Source organism: Microcoleus sp. bin48.metabat.b7b8b9.023, assembly GCF_013299185.1.
Classification (GTDB): domain Bacteria; phylum Cyanobacteriota; class Cyanobacteriia; order Cyanobacteriales; family Microcoleaceae; genus Microcoleus.
The window spans coordinates 234,081-250,665 of sequence record NZ_JAAFKG010000001.1; the positions used below are offsets into that span (position 1 = coordinate 234,081).

Below are 16,585 nucleotides of genomic sequence, written 5' to 3' on the forward strand. Positions count from 1 at the left end.
CGACTATGTTTGATGCAGAAAATCCCCTCACTCAAGCTGCCCGAGAGCAGATGGATTCTCTTTATGATGCTGGGTGGGAAGCTTACAAAGACCAACAAGAAATGCGGGCGGCGGAGATTTTTGGTAAGGCTTTGGAGATTGCCGAGTCAATTAACGATACTCGCCACATAGTGTTATATCGCTTCTGGCGTGGCGCTTCTCTATGTTCAGCAGGTAAGCTACGCCAAGGCTTGGCTGTACTTACACCTACATTGAAGGAGGGGACTACAGGGGGCAATCCTGCTGATATTTACATCACACTGATACTATATATTAATATAGCGAAAAGTTTACCCGTTAACTTGGGGGCAATTGAAAAAGCTTACCAGCAAACAGAAAATTTTCTGCGAGATTCGGGTAATCTGGACTGGCGACATCAACTACTTTTGTTGCAAGCACAGTTGTACCAAAGTCGGGGAATCTATCCCGAAGCCCTAGCAGCCGCCCAGGAAAGTTGGGCAATTTGGCAAAATGAGTATCCTTGCTACACTGCTGATGCTCATTTAAACAGCTTAGTTCAAATCAGCCTCCTCCTGGGAGATGCCGAACAAGCCCAGATGTATTTGCGGGAGTGGGAGATAGACAAACATGACGACATACCCAAATCCAGAGAGGGAATGTCGTGCTGTAGGCAATCCGATTTAGCACGGCTAGAAGGGCGGTTTACTGAGGCAGTAGATTGGGCGCGACGGGCGATGCTGGTAGATGACAGTGCATCAGGTGCTTTGGTGCAGGCGTTCCTATGTACGGGCGATAACCGCAGGGCGCGGGATGAATTAATTCGTCTTTTAGTTCAACGCCATGCAGAAAAGGGGCATGACCGCTATCATATCCGCTTGTTGTGGGGCGATTACCATCTTGCCTGCGCCCGTCAAGCTGCCGGGATGCCTGCTGTTGACGATGAATTCGAGTTAGAATTTCCGCCACCGAATTGCATAGCTAATCCCACTGCTACCCGCTATGCCTTAGCACGGGCCCGTCGCGGTTATCGTGCTGCTTTAAAAGTCGGTAGCTGGATTGATGAAAAGCTGCAATGCAGCCGGAGACAAAAAGAGATTTCCGATCGATTAGCGCGAGTTGAGGCGATCGAACGCAAGTTATAAATATGAATCAAAATGTCAAGTTATAATCTCACAGATAATCAGAAAAACATCATTACCTGGATAGTTAAAGAAATTCGCAACCAAACCTTACATGAAAGATTTTTGGTTGCTTATGTTTGGGGATCGGGTCTTGAGATTATAGATTATGAAAATTATCCAGGTCGATTGCCTAGACCCCAAATTACCCAAATAGAATTACAGGCCTTACAGAAGGCTCAATTAATTCTATTTGAACCCTTAGACAGAGAAGATGATTATCAATGTGCTGTTCTAAAAAAAGCATACGAGGCTGTTGATTCAAATTTTGGTATTAATATTGACACCAAACTATTGTCACATAACACCATAACTGGACAAGGTGAGCATATTGTAATTTTGATGACAACTGGCTCCGGCAACAAATATCGTACTTTAGAACAAGCCGTGCGACGAGTTTTTGAGTGTCCTCCCTATTACTTTGAAGTACGATCGACCTCGGATTACACCTATAAACCCGATCGGCTTGAAAATATCCGCGAACACATCCAACGGGCGCATGGTTTTGTCGTAGAAATTAGCGAACTAAACCCAAATATCATGTTTGAATTAGGTGCGGTTGCAATCTCAGATCGAAATCGCCCGATTTTGCCTTTACGCAGTCAAGCTGCAACAGCAGAAGTAATTGCCAGTTTTAGCAGTCAAATTCATATAACCTATAGTTCTTTAAATCGATCTGTAGAACAGTTAGCCTCTGAAATTCACCATGCCTTTGAACGAGATGGACGCATTGTGCATGAAGGTATTAATACTCTCATATCTCACCGCCAAAAACGCTATCTTTCCCGCACTTTATTAGAAAATTTACCCCGTACCCGCTTAGATGCCGATGAAATTAGCAATTTATTACAACACTACACAACCGTAGAAGATTTATTAGCAGCAGAACCAACAGCAGTATCTCGCGCTACTCGGTTACAGGAATACGTTATTGTAGCACTCCAAGGCGCAATAGCAGACACCCAAAATCAAAATTTTTCCTGTCAACCGTTACTAGCTAAACCTGAAGTCAACAAACAATCTATTGCAGAACAGAAAACCGAAAATTTACAAATAGAGTCAATTTTGGTGCAGTCGCCTGTTGTTAGCATTCCATTACCAGAACCAAACCAAATGAACCCAGAAATATTTTTAGAACCAAGGGATGTCACGCCTTTAATTAAAGCACTGATTCCAGTCTTTACTAGAGTCAATGAAGCAAATAAGCGCCACAATCTTTTGGCAAATACCAACATTGACTCAGCATTTATTAGCAACTTGAGACTTGACGAAAATCCCTTTGATTTTACTCAAGCTTTAGTTGCTGCATTCAGATCTTATAAGATTTCTATCTACAACGATTATCATCCCCAGACCAATTTACTCGCACACCTGGTTGATTTAGCTAAATCTTATGGGTTATCTGACCAAGATTTAAAACTATTCAACCGCCTCATCACCCAAGGTGAGGAAAATTTTAAAGCTTTAATTGCGCGAAATGCTGTTGGCAGAATTGAATCTCCCCAAGGCACAGGTATCGGTACGGGAGTGCTAGTAGCTCAAAATTTATTACTAACCTGCTATCATATCTTTACCAAAACTAGAGTCGAAAAAGCTTGGGTAAGATTTGGCTATAAATCCGACAGCTACGGCACAGAAGATACCTATGAATTAGACCTAAATTTTGTTGAACACCATCCTCATCTTGATTTTGCCTTAATTTGCTTGCGATCGACTCCTTCGCTACAACCAATTCGCCCAGTTAATGCTATCTTAGATAGCGGACAAAAAATTCGCTTAATTCACCATCCCCAGGGTAAACCTGTAGAGATATCTGGTTTAGGTGAGATTGTCCAAGTAGGGCAAGAATACATCGATCATCATCTGAATACAGATGCAGGTTCTTCCGGCGCACCAATATTTAACGATGCTTGGCAGTTCGTAGCTATCCACCGAGGCAATCCCGGTATCGATCGCCCTACAAAAGGTACAATGGAAGGCAAACCTATATCAGCAATCTGGAATCAAATTGCAAATCATCTTTAACTTAACTAAATCAGGAGAATAAAACTGTGGGATTATTTCAAAAAGTAGGAGATAAATTTAGTCACGAAGCTATGAAATACAAAATAGTCTTTCTACCAGAATATCGAGTTGATGTGACTTACGATCCGACTCCGATTAAAGCTGGGGAAGCTTACTGTCGCATCTGGTTAGCAGATGTAAATTTAAAAAAAGATGTAGAGTGGTTTAAAACAAGATATCCAGTCGTTCATGCTGCTGTACGCTTTCGTCACGGTAATGAAGTTGTCACGATTCCCTACCTCGCTAAACCCGGTCATTTAAGAAGTTTAGGTACTGGGGATGTGGGTACAGTTATTCAGTCCAATTATCCGATTACCCCTCTGTTTCCCTTCAATCAAGGGTTGGTAGAGTTACAAGCATGTTTGTTCAGCATGGTATCAGACGATCCAGTTGCCAAATTGATCAAAGTAATGGGACGTTTTTCCGAATTACTGCCCGTACCCGAACTTTCCTCAGTGGTGAAGCTAGCAGAACCAGTTTATCAAGGTATTGAAGAATTGTTAGATATTGGCGATCGGCAACTAGAATTAGTCTACCAGCAAGCATTTACTGATGCTACAGGCGGTGGCAGTAATGTACTGAAAGCAGGTTATTTTGCGGTTATTCTGGCAGAGGAACACCAGTTTAATAGCGATAACCTCTGCGTAGTTGATGACTGTTTGCAAGTGGGTTCCCCTGGAAATACAAGAATGTTTATACGCGATGGTAAACCCTTGACTGGTTACAGCTATATGTTGTTTCGTATCGAAAAACAAACTCAACAAGATTGGGAATCGCTAACTAAAATTAAAGAATTAGTGGATTTAGCTCAAGATGGTGTTAGTAACGGCAAATATGAAGAGGTAAAAGCTACCTTGATTCCTGCAATTAGAACTACCATTATGCGGAGTCCTGACATTGCTAAGAGCGATCGCAAACCAATGATAATCAAAATTGAGGAAACTCTTAAGGAAGAAGGTTTACAGTCGGCTAAAGGACAAAGGCGATCGCTCTATTCTATCATGCAGCGACCTCTGCCTAATATCGATGCAGGAACAGAAGCTGAGCTTGCATCTTTGGCAAGACTTTTTGCTGAATAGAGATAAGAACCGGCCGGGCGGGTTTATGAGATTGTCGGTTTTAGGCAATTATTATTGGTGAACCCGCCCCTACAGGAATTATATCTATTTAACCGAACCTAATATTACCACTACTTTGGGTATTTTTTATGTTAATACAATGTCATTTTTAAAATATTTTCAATCAGAAATTCTCAGGTTTACATTTTCACTAAAACAGCGGTTTGCGGTGGCAGTTGGATCGGAAAATCGAGCCTCGCTGCCAATTTATACCGCTGAAAATACAGGCATTCGCGGCGTCTGGATACCCAGTACAGACTGCAAAGTTCTCACTTCAAAACATCGAATTGCTGAGGCAATGGACTTCCTCGCCGACACGGGATTTAATACAGTATTTCCTGTAGTTTGGAACCGGGGTTATACGGCTTATCCTTCTCAAATTATGCGCGAACAATTTGGGGTTGAAATTGACGCGCGCTATCAAGGCCGCGACCCCTTAGCAGAATTAATTGTTGAGGCTAATAGAGTTTGTTTAAAAGTTATTCCTTGGTTTGAATACGGATTTGTGAGTTCTTATAATCTCAACGGCGGTCATTTGCTGGCGAAGAAACCGGAATGGGCGGCGCGCGATTGTAATGGTAATTTACTTAAGAAAAATAAGTTTGAATGGATGAATTCTCTTGACCCGGAAGTGCAAGATTTTTTGCTGGGGTTGATGCTGGAAGTTGCCAGAAATTATCCAGTCAATGGCGTTCAAGGAGACGATCGCATTGCGCTACCCTGTGAAGGCGGCTACGATGAAAAAACGGTTAAACGCTACCGCCAAGAGTGCGGGAGAGAAGCGCCACATAATTGTAGAGAGCAACATTGGCTGCACTGGCGCGCTGATATAATTACTGAGTTTGTGGCTCGATTGCATCGAGAATTGAAAGCGATTAATCCCGATTTGTTGCTGTCAATGTCGCCGAGTCCCTATGACTGGGGATTCGTAGAATATTTGCAAGATTCTCAAGCTTGGGTTGACAAAAAGTTGGTTGATATGCTTCACCCGCAGTTTTATCGCCGCGATTTTAACGGTTACAAACAATTGCTCGATCGACTGATCGATCGACAACTTACCTGCGAGCAAGTGTCCTGTGTGTCTCCCGGTATCCTGTTGGCGAATCGAGGGAGCAATTATAGCATGAATCCGGAGCTGTTGTTGCAAGTAATTGCTTGCAACCGTTCTCGCGGCGTTCCAGGAGAAGTGCTGTTTTTTTACGAAGGTTTGCGGGATAACGATAATGCTTTGGCTGAGGCTTTGAAAAATGGGCCCTACGGTTGAGACTCTCCCGGAATCGGGCTGTTTCCGGTTTGTTGCGTTCAACGGAGTCGATATTTGAAGCCAACTTGGTATAAAATTATATAGCGCAGACCAAGTCTAGCAAACAGTGCATCAATGCCAAGCAGCAAGCGTTACTAATTGTTAAGCCGATCGCCCAAAAAACAGATAGTCAATCATTGCGGAGTTTTCAACAGTTGACAGTTGACAGTTTGTAGGGGCGGTGCCCCCGTGCCCGCCCTCTTAACAGTTTAAGAGTGACCTCTACCCTTAAGTCCGAGTAGGGGAGTAATGAATAGTCTGATTTTAATTTTTCCATCCAAGACTTGGGGCTTTCACCCAATTCTTTCTGGTAAAAATAGTCTAATCGGAGATATTTTATAAGTGGTACAAGTTTTTTGATAAGTTGAGTTTTGTGGGTGCAGCCGTATTTTATTAAAGAAACCGAGTTAAATAAAGAGCAATCTCAAACGATCGCCAAAATATGAGGATAAATGAATGAACTCAGTAGCAACCCTCATCCAACAGCTACCAGAGCTCAGCGATGCTGAATTCAACCAAAAATATTTGAAACAAAAACAAGGGATGCACACCTTGGCGACAATATTGCCGCAAGTAGAACAGCAAAGCCAGGCTTTGCGCGCAATAAAATTAGCCCTAAAAGTAAATTTAAAACTCGGCTCGAAGCTAGCAGGAATGGTCAAGCCGGAGTTTCAACTAAAAACAGTAAGATTAATCGTAAAAATTAAAACTTCGCTGCCGCTCAAAATTCAACTGCTGGCACTAACAAGTTCCGATATGGCAATTCCAATGCTTGTCAAAACATTGAACCACAAAGACCGTGCCGTGAGCCTTCATTGCATTCGGGCGATCGGCAAAATTGGCTCTAGGGCGGCAGTAATTGAATTAGCGCGGGTGCTCGAATCTGCCGATTCCCAAGCGCAAGCTTGGGCCGCTTGGGCCCTAGGAGAAATTGACTCGAAACCAGCAGCCGCAGCACTGATCGAAGCCCTCAACCACAAAGCCGCCGGAGTGCGCGCCTGGGCGGTTTGGGCCTTGGGTAAAATTAACCCCAAAATAGCCGTCCCCACCACGATTAAAGCCCTGAAACATCAAGACTCAGAGGTGCGCTGGCGGGCCGCCGTAAACTGCGGGAAAATCGGGGTGGCTGAGGTAGTTCCGGGGCTGCTGAATGCCCTCAGAGACGACAATCACCTCGTCCGTGCTAGGGCGGCCGCGGCTTTGGGGAAAATTGGCGATCGCGACGCAGTACCCCGCTTAGTAGAATTGCTTCACGAACCCGACTCCTATGCCGTTTCTTTGAGGGCCGCCGAGGCCTTGGGACAAATCGGGACGGAAACGGCTGTGGCTGGGCTGCTGCAAGCCCTCAACCACGAGGACTCAGATGTGCGCGGCAGTGCAGTTTCTGCCTTGGGGGAAATCAGCAGCGAGGTGGCTGCGGTGGCGGTAATGCGATCGCTCTCGGATCGAGACATTTTCGTGCGCGGCAGGGCGGCTGTTGCACTCGGGAACATCAATATAGCCGGAGATGCTAACTTGCAAAAAATGGTGGCTGCGGGACTGGCGATCGCCCTAGGCGACAGCGAATCCTATGTGCGGTGGAGAGTTGCTGATGCTTTGGGGCAGATTGGGACAGACGAGGCTGTAGCAGGTTTGGTGCGACTGCTGGAAGACGAAACCTCTGGAGTGCGCCAAAAGGCTGTTAAATCCCTCGGTCAAATTGGCTCTCGTGCTGCTCTTTTGGCTCTGGAAGCAGCTTTAAAACGCCAATTTGCTGACGTTCGCGCCCTCGCCGCCCAATATTTGCCGGATGTCGGCGCTGAGGTAAAAACAGTTTATTTTGAGCAGGAATCTGCTACGGATGTCTCGGGTGAAAAACTGTCGCAAATCCAGATTGCTTCGGAAGCAGAAGCCACTGAATATATTATCGATCGCCCTGCGGGCCGGAATCTCCAATACTTAATCTCGATCGGCACTCCGGGCGTACCAGATCCCAAAACTTTTCACAAAGTCCCTAACCGATTGCGGTTAGAATTTAACGACCTCGAAACCCCCGTTGACGACCCCGATCGCGTCTTGGCTACAATTGATGACGTACTCCAAATTATTGACTTCGCCCGCCAAATATCGGCGCACCCCGGCAAATTGCTCGTCTGCTGTCAAAGTGGCATCAGCCGTTCAACAGCAGCAGCTTTGACTGTGTGTGCTGCCCTGTTGGGCCGGGGCAAAGAACAAGAAGCTTGGGCCGTGGTGCTTGCCGCCAGAGCCCAAGCCAGGCCGAATCGCTGGATTGTGCAATTGGCCGATGAAGCTTTGGGTAGAAATGGGAAGTTATCCGATTTTAGATTTTAGATTTCCACCGCTGCGATCGCGTCGAACGATTTTAGATTTGCGAATAACTTATTTTCTAAGAGTTTGAAGCTTGCTTAGAGTTGCATTATTTTTTTGAACTGGTATTAATAGGAGCGATCGAATTGACCGTCGCCACAGAGAGAGCTCGCAATTGCAACAGTTAACCCGTAGAAACCCGGTTTCTTTTCGTAAGCTCTAAAGTTATACTCGATTTACACGACTTGCGGGGCTGCGATGCCAAAAGTCGATCGCCAGGGTGCAGAAGCGCGATCGGCTGCCGCATTTGTGACATTCTGTGCTATGTATTAGTCGGATACGCAACAAAAACTGTCAAGCAATCGTCGCATTGCTGGTAGCAACACCCCAAAGCTGAGGAATCGGGTGCATTGTCAAGAGACAATATCAGCTTTGGGCTACTCACAGGCAAAACGCATCAGACAGAATTTTCTGCCTGTAAAAATTCATGTGGCAATAATTCACTGCCGGGATAAATCTTTCTTTTTTTGCCTGCTGGAGACTTTTACCAGTCGAAAAAGTAATTTGGCAACAGCCATCAACAGCCTAATTATCTATTAGACATCAACCGAATTTAAGCTTCTGCCCTGACTCGACAAGAGTTTCAGATACTTTTTCGCAGATGTCTACAGGAAAACACACAAGCTTTTCCCTTTGGAGAACTTACGAGCGTGGTAAATTTTCACAGAATACAGCGGTTGCATATGTCAAAAACAAATTTGCTCAAAAAAACACGCAACGAAGTAGGTTTATCGGTTGGTGCTTGGCAACGCAAGGGCGAGGCAAATCCAGATTTGCAACCATTGAGCCAGCAGGAAAAAGCTGTATTACCGCAAACAAATAACCCCGAAAATAGCAATTTAGGTAAACGGATGTGGCCCTTTATTTCCGCACAATTTGCTTCTGTAGAAACCGAACCCAAACAATCATCGCTCCACAATCTGGCAAAACAACCCTCCTTGAAACTTACCAAAAACTTGTCTTTTAAGCTTGGCTGTCTGCCCATAGACAAAAAAATCAGTGGCGGGTATTTGCTAGCAATAGGAATCGGATTTGTTGGCTCGCTGAGCGGACTTACAATCGCTGAATACCACCAAGAAAAAGGATTGAGGCAACTCAATGATGCTCACATACAAGCACAATTGATCGGTAACTTTAAAGATGCAGCACTGGCGGCACAATTGCAGGGAGCACAGCTAGATTCTTTTGTAGACAATTCCCCTAAGTTGGAACTGCAAAAACAGCAGTTTATCAACAGTATTGTTAAGGCCAAAAACCTGCGGTTGCGTATCGAAAAATTTGCCGAAAGCCAACCAGCTTGGCTCGCAGCCAAGCCGGAAGCTCTCAAAACTTTACTCCAAGATTGCACGGAAAATTTAGAATCCTACGCCGATACTCTCAACTCAACTTTGCTGCAAGTCCAGCAATCGCAACTGTCGCCTCGGAAGATAGAGTCGATCCGAAAATTGTTGGCCACAGAAAGCGGAGAAGGTGCAAAACAGCTTGAGGGACACCTTCAGGAATTGAGCAAAATCCTCGATATTGCCCAGCAGCAAGAGCGCCAAGGCGGTGCAGTGATGCAGGCTGCCCAAGGAATCGAAAAGGGCATAATTATGATTAGTATGCTGCTGTCGGTAGGGCTGGCTGGAATAGTGGCCTGCCGCACCAGTAGGGCGATCGCCAAACCAGTCGTCAGCGTCACTCAGGTGGCTCAACAAGTCGCCGCCGAGTCGAATTTTGATTTGCGAGCCCCCGTCAGCGGACAAGACGAAATAAGCTCGTTAGCTGTATCTCTCAATCACCTGATCGAGCGAGTTTCCGAACATACAAAAGAATTGGCACAAGCTAAGGAAGATGCTTTAGTGGCTACCACTGCTAAAAGCCACTTTTTAGCCAATATGAGTCACGAGTTGCGGACGCCTTTAAATGCGATTATCGGCTACAGTCAACTACTTTTAGAAGATGCCAGAGATTCCGGGTACAAAGATTTTGTTACCGACTTAGACAAGATTCAGAATGCAGGCACGCACCTGCTATCTTTGGTTAACGACATCCTCGATTTGTCAAAAATTCAAACGGGGGGAATGAACCTCGACATCGAAGAGTTTGACATCGAATCCCTGCTCGATCACATATCAATGGCGGTAAAATTGTCTTTACAACAGAATGGCAATGTTTTAGAAATAGAGTGTGACAGTCAAACTGTTGGCACCATGCACGCAGATTTAGCAAAAGTGCGAAAAGTTCTGCTGCACCTGCTGAACAATGCTGCTAAGTTCACCAAAAATGGGATAGTGAAAGTCAGCGTCAGCCGTGTTGAGGGAACCGGAGAATCGAATGTAGCGCATCTGTCGGGTGTTGAAAATTTAATGGTTGCGGGCGAGGCGAAATCGAGTTTAATTGCTTGTCCAGTTGCGAATGTTCAAGCATCGGATTGGATTTGCTTTCGAGTTAAAGATACCGGCATTGGAATGTCTCCCCAACAACAGCAAAAATTGTTTGAAGCCTTCGCGCAAGCTGATTCTTCGGCGGCGCGCCAGTACGGTGGCACTGGATTGGGGCTGACAATTAGCCGCCACTACTGTCAGATGATGGGCGGCGAGATTTTGGTCGAAAGCGAGGAGGGCAAAGGGTCTATTTTCACTGTACGCATACCAGCAGGAAATAGTTAATACACACATATAGCCTTTCTCAAAAAGATGAGGTACTCATGGGGATAGGGCATTGGGCAAAGAGGGGAAAGAGGGCATAGGGCATCGGGCATCGGGCATCGGCATACCTCACTTTTTTGAGAACCGTTATAGGTAGGGTGCGAAGCGAACATAAAAACAGGAAAGAATCAAGTTCTTGGGCACCCTACCAGTTAAACGCATAGCGGTTCTCATAAAGATGAGGTATGCCAAATTCTGCTACGATCGGATTGAGATTACACACTGCGGGCGAGCATCTTTACCGAAGAGAAACCTCACAAACCTTATAGGAACTATCGATTACCCCTTACCAGATATATAGCATCTATCAGATAGGTTCGCGGACGTTTTTGGGCTTGGGCACTCTTTGTTTAAGCGGTTATATAAGCTGTCAGTCACACCTCATCTTTCTGATAAATGCTATACCTCATCTTTCCCTCGAAAGGCTACATACAGCGGTTCTCAAGCGTAGTGAGGTATGCCCTATGCCCTATGCCCTATGCCCTATGCCCTATGCCCTATGCCCTATACCCTATGCCCTATGCCCTATGCCCTATGCCCTATCCCCATGAGTACCTCATCTTTTTGAGAAAGGCTATATATAACTTCTGAAAGCTCGATCAAAGGTCAAATATTGAAGTGACTTTTGTATCAACATATTTCATGTCACCAGTAGTTCCTCCAGCAAAATGAAGGAAATAGTTATTGAAAAATGCTGTTGTTACACATTTAGAAATTAGTGAAGCCTTAGGATTTAAACCAATTTTTTGTAATCCCTTTTGTACTACGTTGTCTCTCGAACTTAGAAAGGGGTACAGAAATTGCTGGATTAACGGCCAAGGCATATTAAATTTTGGAGAAATCCAGCACTCAATATGGCGCATCAATATCTCATAGCTCAATGGGCGCATTTCATAGTTCCATTCTCCCGAACCTTTGTCTTCATAGGAGTGATAAACATACTCCAGCAATTCTCTATGATAACGAGGAGAAAGCACCATAACTCCGGCTTGTACAACGGATTGAAATTCTGCATCTATCCCAAAACTTTTGTAAAAAGCTGTAGGAGAAAGGTTGTCTATGTATTCGATACCATTCTTAGACCAAAAATCATAAAGTCTTTTCAGGCAAATCTCGTGATCTGCTCTACTAGGAGTTGCATAATCATCTACTGCCCCAATCTTCTCTAGTGGAACTCCCTCGGTAATATCGGGACTGTTTGGGTTAATCAATATATCAGCATCGACCCAAACAACTCGATCGTATTTTTGAAGACTGGGTTCTGACAAAATTAAGCACTTTTGCCATGATGGATTTCTAGACTGAGCCTTGGACGAATTATCTAACGGTTGTGTCAAAACAACAACTTCAAATTGATATTTTTCAGCATAGTGCTGCCATAGAGACCTACAATGTTTCTCGAACATGAGTTCATAGTTCTTGCCTATTGCTAGCGTAACAAGTGCCTTTGCCACTCTATACTCTCCTTAGTTTATTCATCAGAAAAAGGGGTAGAAATCTCGTGCTTTGAGCATCGGCTTTACATTCCCCTTTCGGGGTGGAGGGGTATGGTTGCCCCTCCATGGAGATATGGTTGTCTCCAATCTCTTTCGAGTAAAGTTAGCTTGTCGGTCAATGTTAAAAGGGCTTTTTAGGCTAGCAGCACTGTCCCAGTGACCTTAGAACTGTTTAACTACTAGCGACAGAGCAAGGAACTAGCAACGCATTCTCTTGGTGTCGTGACTCTTTTAACGTAGTCAGTTAAGACTTAGGCCCGTCAGAACGGCTTGTTAGATTTCTCCTTCAAGCCTCACGCCTTTAGGCTGAGGTTCCTGACTGAAGATTTACCTTTAAATCTTTAACGGGGAAATCTCCCACACACATCTGATTCAACCCCAAAATGCCGCATATGGTTTGTCCTGTCAAGTTCTACTATAAAAAATTATCCAAATTTTTCAGTATCTGCGATTGGTAGTGTATAACGCAATACGCTTCGCTTAGGTGTTGTCGGAAGAGACAAACGCTCTTCTGCGATCGCTTCGGTAAAGGCTAGGAAAAGAATCCCATGGTCTATTTTTAACATCGTTTTGACTGCATGACGGTCTTAACCCAAGCGTATTGGTGTATCGCGAGCGTCAATGATTTGTGCAAGTATTTAGGGGGGTGTCGCAGGATCTGAAATACCGATCGCAGCGGGATTGCCACTACAAACATTACAGGATTTTTGACTGCTGGCTATAGGATCATTTATAGTTCTGGATTACTGAATTTTTTCTGGTTGTCGATCGCCCCTATGGCTAGTAAGGGCCAAAAAATGCCCTATAAATTGCTACCCATTCATCATCGCCATCTCTCCCTCAAGGTAATATTTAATACCAGTGCAGTGGATTCTCAATTCCCGAGCGATCGCGAATGGTGCGATCGATAGCTACTACATCAGAAGGCAGCCAACACTGACTGAGAGCTAGTACCTAGGTGGCGAATAAATAGACAGAGTGGTACATTTGTAGACAAGTCTCAGATGTACCATTTTGTTCAAGCCACATGAATTCGCTATGAATTCGCTAAAAAGCTTGGATTGTCAGTAAAAACACTCCAGGATTGGGATGTTGCAGGGAAGCTACCGGCCAAACGCACTCTGTCGGGGTATCGCTTCTACTCATATGGAAGACGACTGACAAGCCCGTACAAGATATGTCAGACTTAAGCAAAGAAATACAGTGTTGAGGTCGAACAATGCTTTTATCCATCAAAACAAAGTTAAAGCTAAACAAGAGTCAAGCAACAGTTATGAGCAAACACGCTGGCATAGCTCGGTTTACTTATAACTGGGGATTGGCTACTTGGAGCAATCTTTATCAAGATGGACTAAAGCCAAACAAATACCTGCTCAAAAAATTCTTCAACAATCATGTGAAGCCCGAGTTTACGTGGATCAAAGAAGCGGGAATTTGCCAAAAGATAACTCAATATGCTTTTGACAATCTTGGAGACTCCTTCTCTCGGTTTTTCTCAAAAAAAGCCGGATATCCTAGATTCAAAAAGAAGGGACATCACGACTCGTTCACGATTGATGCAGGTGGTAAACCTATCCCCGTGGGCGGGACATCCATCAAGCTACCGACAATCGGTTGGGTAAAAACCCACGAAGGACTGCCCCATACGACTTGCAAGTCAATTACTATATCACGCACTGCCGACAGTTGGTTTATCGCTTTTGCGATGCGTGCAAGAACATGAACCAACGATCAAAAGTCATGACGTTGTAGGAGTTGATTTGGGAGTAAAAGAGTTGGCGATGCTTTCAAATGGCGTAGTATTCCCGAACCCAAAACACTACAAAGCGCATCTCGCAAAACTCAAGAGATTGTCAAGAATTCTTACCAGGAAGGTAAAAGGCTCTAGCAATAGATTTAAGGCGAAACAAAGGCTAGCAAAGCATCACGCAAAAATAGCAAATCTCCGAAAAAACACCTTGCATCAAATCACTACTTACTTATGCAAAAACCACGCAACAATAGTAGTAGAGGACTTGAATGTTGGGGGAATGCTAAAGAATCACAAACTAGCTCAGGTAATAGCCGACTGTGGATTCCATGAATTCAAATGCCAGTTAGAGTATAAAGCTAAAAAGTTTGGTTGTGAAGTGATGGTTGCCGACCGCTGGTTTCCATCAAGCAAGACCTGTTCAAATTGTGGGCATATCCAAGATATGCCACTAAAAGAAAGGGTTTACAATTGCGAAAGTTGTGGTCATTCGATGGACAGGGATTTGAATGCAGCGATAAATTTGTCGCGGTTGGCTTTCACGGTGAAAGCTGACTGAGGGATAACCGCTCCCATGCTCCCGATGAAGTAAGAAACAAATGTCTAGACTTGTCTAGTATTTGTATAGCAGATTACTACCCGCTGAGGTGGTTGAGAGCTTTGGGTTTACAAGTCGAAATTCTGGTACCTTGGGACTTGCAAGAGAAAATGGCTGTAGAAATCCAAAATACTGGCAACTTATACCTATAGTCTTTTGCCCGATAATAATTAAAGCTATTGTGGAAAACTTGCATATTTCTGTGGAAAACCCCCTTTTTCCTGTGGAAAACCACAACTAAATGAAGTGCGAGTGCTCTCACCAGATTGATAGGATTTGAAAAATTGGAGGAATTGCGATCGCCTTTCCTCGCCTTCCTCCTTGATCCCTCAACCTGCTTTTTGCTGGAAATACAGCCGAAATCTTTCTTGCTTCATCCTTACCTTTTGCTGATTCCTTCTTCTCTCTCTTGCGCCTCGTAGCTAATTTGGTCGGAATGGTAAGCCGGCGGCTCAACGTGAATTAAGATGCGTACAGGGCTGAAACGTTCTTCCAAACGGGCTTCAACTTCTTCTGTAATCCGGTGAGCAGTTTCTACATCGACAGCATTGACAATCATGTGCATATCAATAAACACTTGACGCCCGATCAGCCCGCGAGAGGCGATCGAGTGACAGTTAACAACTCCGGGCACATCCATGGCAATTGCTTGGATGACTTCCGGTGCGATCGCCATTTCATCCACCAACCAAGGCAAATTTTCCGTTAAAACTTTCCAACCGCTGCTAAATACCAAAAGAGCGACAGGAAAAGACAAAAACACGTCCAGGGATTGCAATTGAGGTATGTTTAAAATCTGACCTTGCCAAACACCGATCAACCCGCCGATGACCATAATTGTCACCCAAACATCGCTCATCGTGTGCTGGGCGTCAGCCACCAAAATCGCGCTACCGAGACGTTTGCCAACTCTGCGCTCGTAAAAAGTGACAAAAATATTAATCCCCAGTACCAGCAGCAAAATCCACAGTTCATTTGGGGATATTTTGACAGCTTTACCGCCGTGTAGCAGCCTTTCGACAGCACCGCTGAGAATTTCAAAACAGGCAATTCCCAGAAAAACAGCAATTCCCAGAGCTCCGAGAGCGTCAAATTTCTGGTGTCCGTAGGGATGATCGCGATCGGGTTGCGGATTGGCATAATGATTAGTTACCAATCCTAAAATATTATTAGCACTGTCCGTGACGCTGTGCAAGGCATCTGCCAGCAAACTCAGGGAACCAGTCAGCCATCCCACGCCTGCTTTAATTGCCATCACTAGCAAGTTTAACAATAAGGTAATGATTAAAACCTTGCGGACTTCGGAACGGTTATCGGCAACCATAGAATCTCCTCTATCAGCGATCGAGTTTTCTGGCTTCTAGTTTAAAGCGTATCAAGTGACCAAAGGTTAAAAGTATTACAGAATCTAGCTTGCAACTAGATTTATATTCATTAATTTAGCCAAGCTTGTTGAGAGAAGTTTTAATTAATAACATTCTCGCAGTCCAATTAAGCTGGAACGTACTTCTTTTGGGTTACTATATTTTTTAGCATTAACGATTGTATATTAAATTTCATTGCCCATGTCTCTTTCTCCGCTGACACTGAATTTAGTTGAGGGTTCTGTCTCGTTTAGCTTTTCCCCCGAAGCTGCGCGGGATTTGCAAAGTGCGATCGCCACTTTGATGGACAGCTTGAAAGCCGTAGCAGCCAAAACCGCTGGTGGCAAAGCTTCTCCCCAAAAACCGATGGAATATCGGTATGCAGGGGATGTATTTTTGGAGGTTTTCTGCAACCCGAATATCTGGGCGACTCCTTTTGCTGCGAAAGTGCTGATTACGGTTAGGGACGATCGCCTGCGCGTCACCACCGAAGCCGAATTGAGCCGCCTGCGCGACGATCTCGCTCAGTATATCGAACAAGTCGGTTGAGATGCTTCAAGTTGAAACCCGTTTGTCGATCGAGGTTGAATTCCTGATAAATTAGCAGGTGAGTGTCAAAGCTTAGGCTCGCGAATTAAATAATTTACACATATTTGT

The 16,585-nt window shown here is 44.6% G+C and carries 14 protein-coding genes; 12 read left to right on the forward strand and 2 right to left on the reverse strand.

What is annotated here, in order from left to right:
- Positions 1-5: 5 nt before the first annotated feature.
- The 6 genes from QZW82_RS01045 to QZW82_RS01070 all read left to right on the forward strand — a co-directional run bounded on the left by QZW82_RS01045 (position 6) and on the right by QZW82_RS01070 (position 10,681).
- On the forward strand, positions 6-1,142 hold the full coding sequence (locus tag QZW82_RS01045) for a hypothetical protein (RefSeq protein ID WP_293143117.1): 1,137 nt from the start codon (positions 6-8) through the stop codon (positions 1,140-1,142).
- 12 nt (positions 1,143-1,154) lie between these two features.
- Complete coding sequence (locus QZW82_RS01050) at positions 1,155-3,203, forward strand: trypsin-like peptidase domain-containing protein (RefSeq protein WP_293143120.1); 2,049 nt, start codon at positions 1,155-1,157, stop codon at positions 3,201-3,203.
- 26 nt (positions 3,204-3,229) lie between these two features.
- Positions 3,230-4,321, forward strand: a complete 1,092-nt coding sequence (locus QZW82_RS01055) for a hypothetical protein (protein ID WP_293143123.1) — start codon at positions 3,230-3,232, stop codon at positions 4,319-4,321.
- 139 nt (positions 4,322-4,460) lie between these two features.
- The gene (locus QZW82_RS01060) at positions 4,461-5,624 is read left to right on the forward strand and encodes a family 10 glycosylhydrolase (protein WP_293143126.1); all 1,164 of its coding nucleotides are present in this window, start codon (positions 4,461-4,463) and stop codon (positions 5,622-5,624) included.
- 495 nt (positions 5,625-6,119) lie between these two features.
- Positions 6,120-7,994: a HEAT repeat domain-containing protein gene (locus QZW82_RS01065; RefSeq protein ID WP_293143129.1), complete on the forward strand. Its 1,875-nt coding sequence runs from the start codon at positions 6,120-6,122 to the stop codon at positions 7,992-7,994.
- Positions 7,995-8,713: 719 nt separating this feature from the next.
- Positions 8,714-10,681: a HAMP domain-containing sensor histidine kinase gene (locus QZW82_RS01070; protein WP_293143132.1), complete on the forward strand. Its 1,968-nt coding sequence runs from the start codon at positions 8,714-8,716 to the stop codon at positions 10,679-10,681.
- 638 nt (positions 10,682-11,319) lie between these two features.
- Here QZW82_RS01070 and QZW82_RS01075 read toward each other — a convergent pair.
- Positions 11,320-12,174: a hypothetical protein gene (locus QZW82_RS01075; protein WP_293143135.1), complete on the reverse strand. Its 855-nt coding sequence runs from the start codon at positions 12,172-12,174 to the stop codon at positions 11,320-11,322.
- Between the two features lie 818 nt (positions 12,175-12,992).
- Here QZW82_RS01075 and QZW82_RS01080 point away from each other — a divergent pair.
- The 5 genes from QZW82_RS01080 to QZW82_RS01095 all read left to right on the forward strand — a co-directional run bounded on the left by QZW82_RS01080 (position 12,993) and on the right by QZW82_RS01095 (position 14,716).
- On the forward strand, positions 12,993-13,127 hold the full coding sequence (locus QZW82_RS01080; protein WP_293143138.1) for a hypothetical protein: 135 nt from the start codon (positions 12,993-12,995) through the stop codon (positions 13,125-13,127).
- Positions 13,128-13,247: 120 nt separating this feature from the next.
- Positions 13,248-13,406, forward strand: coding sequence for a MerR family DNA-binding transcriptional regulator (locus QZW82_RS32145; protein WP_363318844.1), 159 nt, complete (start codon positions 13,248-13,250; stop codon positions 13,404-13,406).
- An 83-nt stretch (positions 13,407-13,489) separates the two neighbouring features.
- Positions 13,490-13,939, forward strand: a complete 450-nt coding sequence (locus tag QZW82_RS01085; RefSeq protein ID WP_293143141.1) for a helix-turn-helix domain-containing protein — start codon at positions 13,490-13,492, stop codon at positions 13,937-13,939.
- Positions 13,926-14,525: an RNA-guided endonuclease TnpB family protein gene (locus QZW82_RS01090; protein WP_293143144.1), complete on the forward strand. Its 600-nt coding sequence runs from the start codon at positions 13,926-13,928 to the stop codon at positions 14,523-14,525. Before QZW82_RS01085 ends, QZW82_RS01090 begins: the two co-directional genes overlap by 14 nt.
- A 50-nt stretch (positions 14,526-14,575) precedes the next feature.
- On the forward strand, positions 14,576-14,716 hold the full coding sequence (locus QZW82_RS01095) for a hypothetical protein (RefSeq protein ID WP_293143147.1): 141 nt from the start codon (positions 14,576-14,578) through the stop codon (positions 14,714-14,716).
- A 227-nt stretch (positions 14,717-14,943) separates the two neighbouring features.
- On the opposite strand, the gene QZW82_RS01100 is transcribed toward QZW82_RS01095, so the two are convergent.
- Complete coding sequence (locus tag QZW82_RS01100) at positions 14,944-15,888, reverse strand: cation diffusion facilitator family transporter (RefSeq protein ID WP_293143150.1); 945 nt, start codon at positions 15,886-15,888, stop codon at positions 14,944-14,946.
- A 241-nt stretch (positions 15,889-16,129) separates the two neighbouring features.
- On the opposite strand from QZW82_RS01100, the gene QZW82_RS01105 reads away from it, so the two are divergent.
- The gene (locus tag QZW82_RS01105; protein WP_293143153.1) at positions 16,130-16,477 is read left to right on the forward strand and encodes a hypothetical protein; all 348 of its coding nucleotides are present in this window, start codon (positions 16,130-16,132) and stop codon (positions 16,475-16,477) included.
- Positions 16,478-16,585 lie beyond the last annotated feature (108 nt).

Bases quoted from the DNA above. Each gene is read 5' to 3' on its own strand.
- QZW82_RS01085 (WP_293143141.1), top strand. From the start codon at position 13,490: ATGAGCAAACACGCTGGCATAGCTCGGTTTACTTATAACTGGGGATTG.
- QZW82_RS01100 (WP_293143150.1), bottom strand. From the start codon at position 15,888: ATGGTTGCCGATAACCGTTCCGAAGTCCGCAAGGTTTTAATCATTACC.
- QZW82_RS01060 (WP_293143126.1), top strand. From the start codon at position 4,461: ATGTCATTTTTAAAATATTTTCAATCAGAAATTCTCAGGTTTACATTT.
- QZW82_RS01050 (WP_293143120.1), top strand. From the start codon at position 1,155: ATGTCAAGTTATAATCTCACAGATAATCAGAAAAACATCATTACCTGG.
- QZW82_RS01045 (WP_293143117.1), top strand. From the start codon at position 6: ATGTTTGATGCAGAAAATCCCCTCACTCAAGCTGCCCGAGAGCAGATG.
- QZW82_RS01070 (WP_293143132.1), top strand. From the start codon at position 8,714: ATGTCAAAAACAAATTTGCTCAAAAAAACACGCAACGAAGTAGGTTTA.
- QZW82_RS01065 (WP_293143129.1), top strand. From the start codon at position 6,120: ATGAACTCAGTAGCAACCCTCATCCAACAGCTACCAGAGCTCAGCGAT.
- QZW82_RS01105 (WP_293143153.1), top strand. From the start codon at position 16,130: ATGTCTCTTTCTCCGCTGACACTGAATTTAGTTGAGGGTTCTGTCTCG.
- QZW82_RS01080 (WP_293143138.1), top strand. From the start codon at position 12,993: ATGGCTAGTAAGGGCCAAAAAATGCCCTATAAATTGCTACCCATTCAT.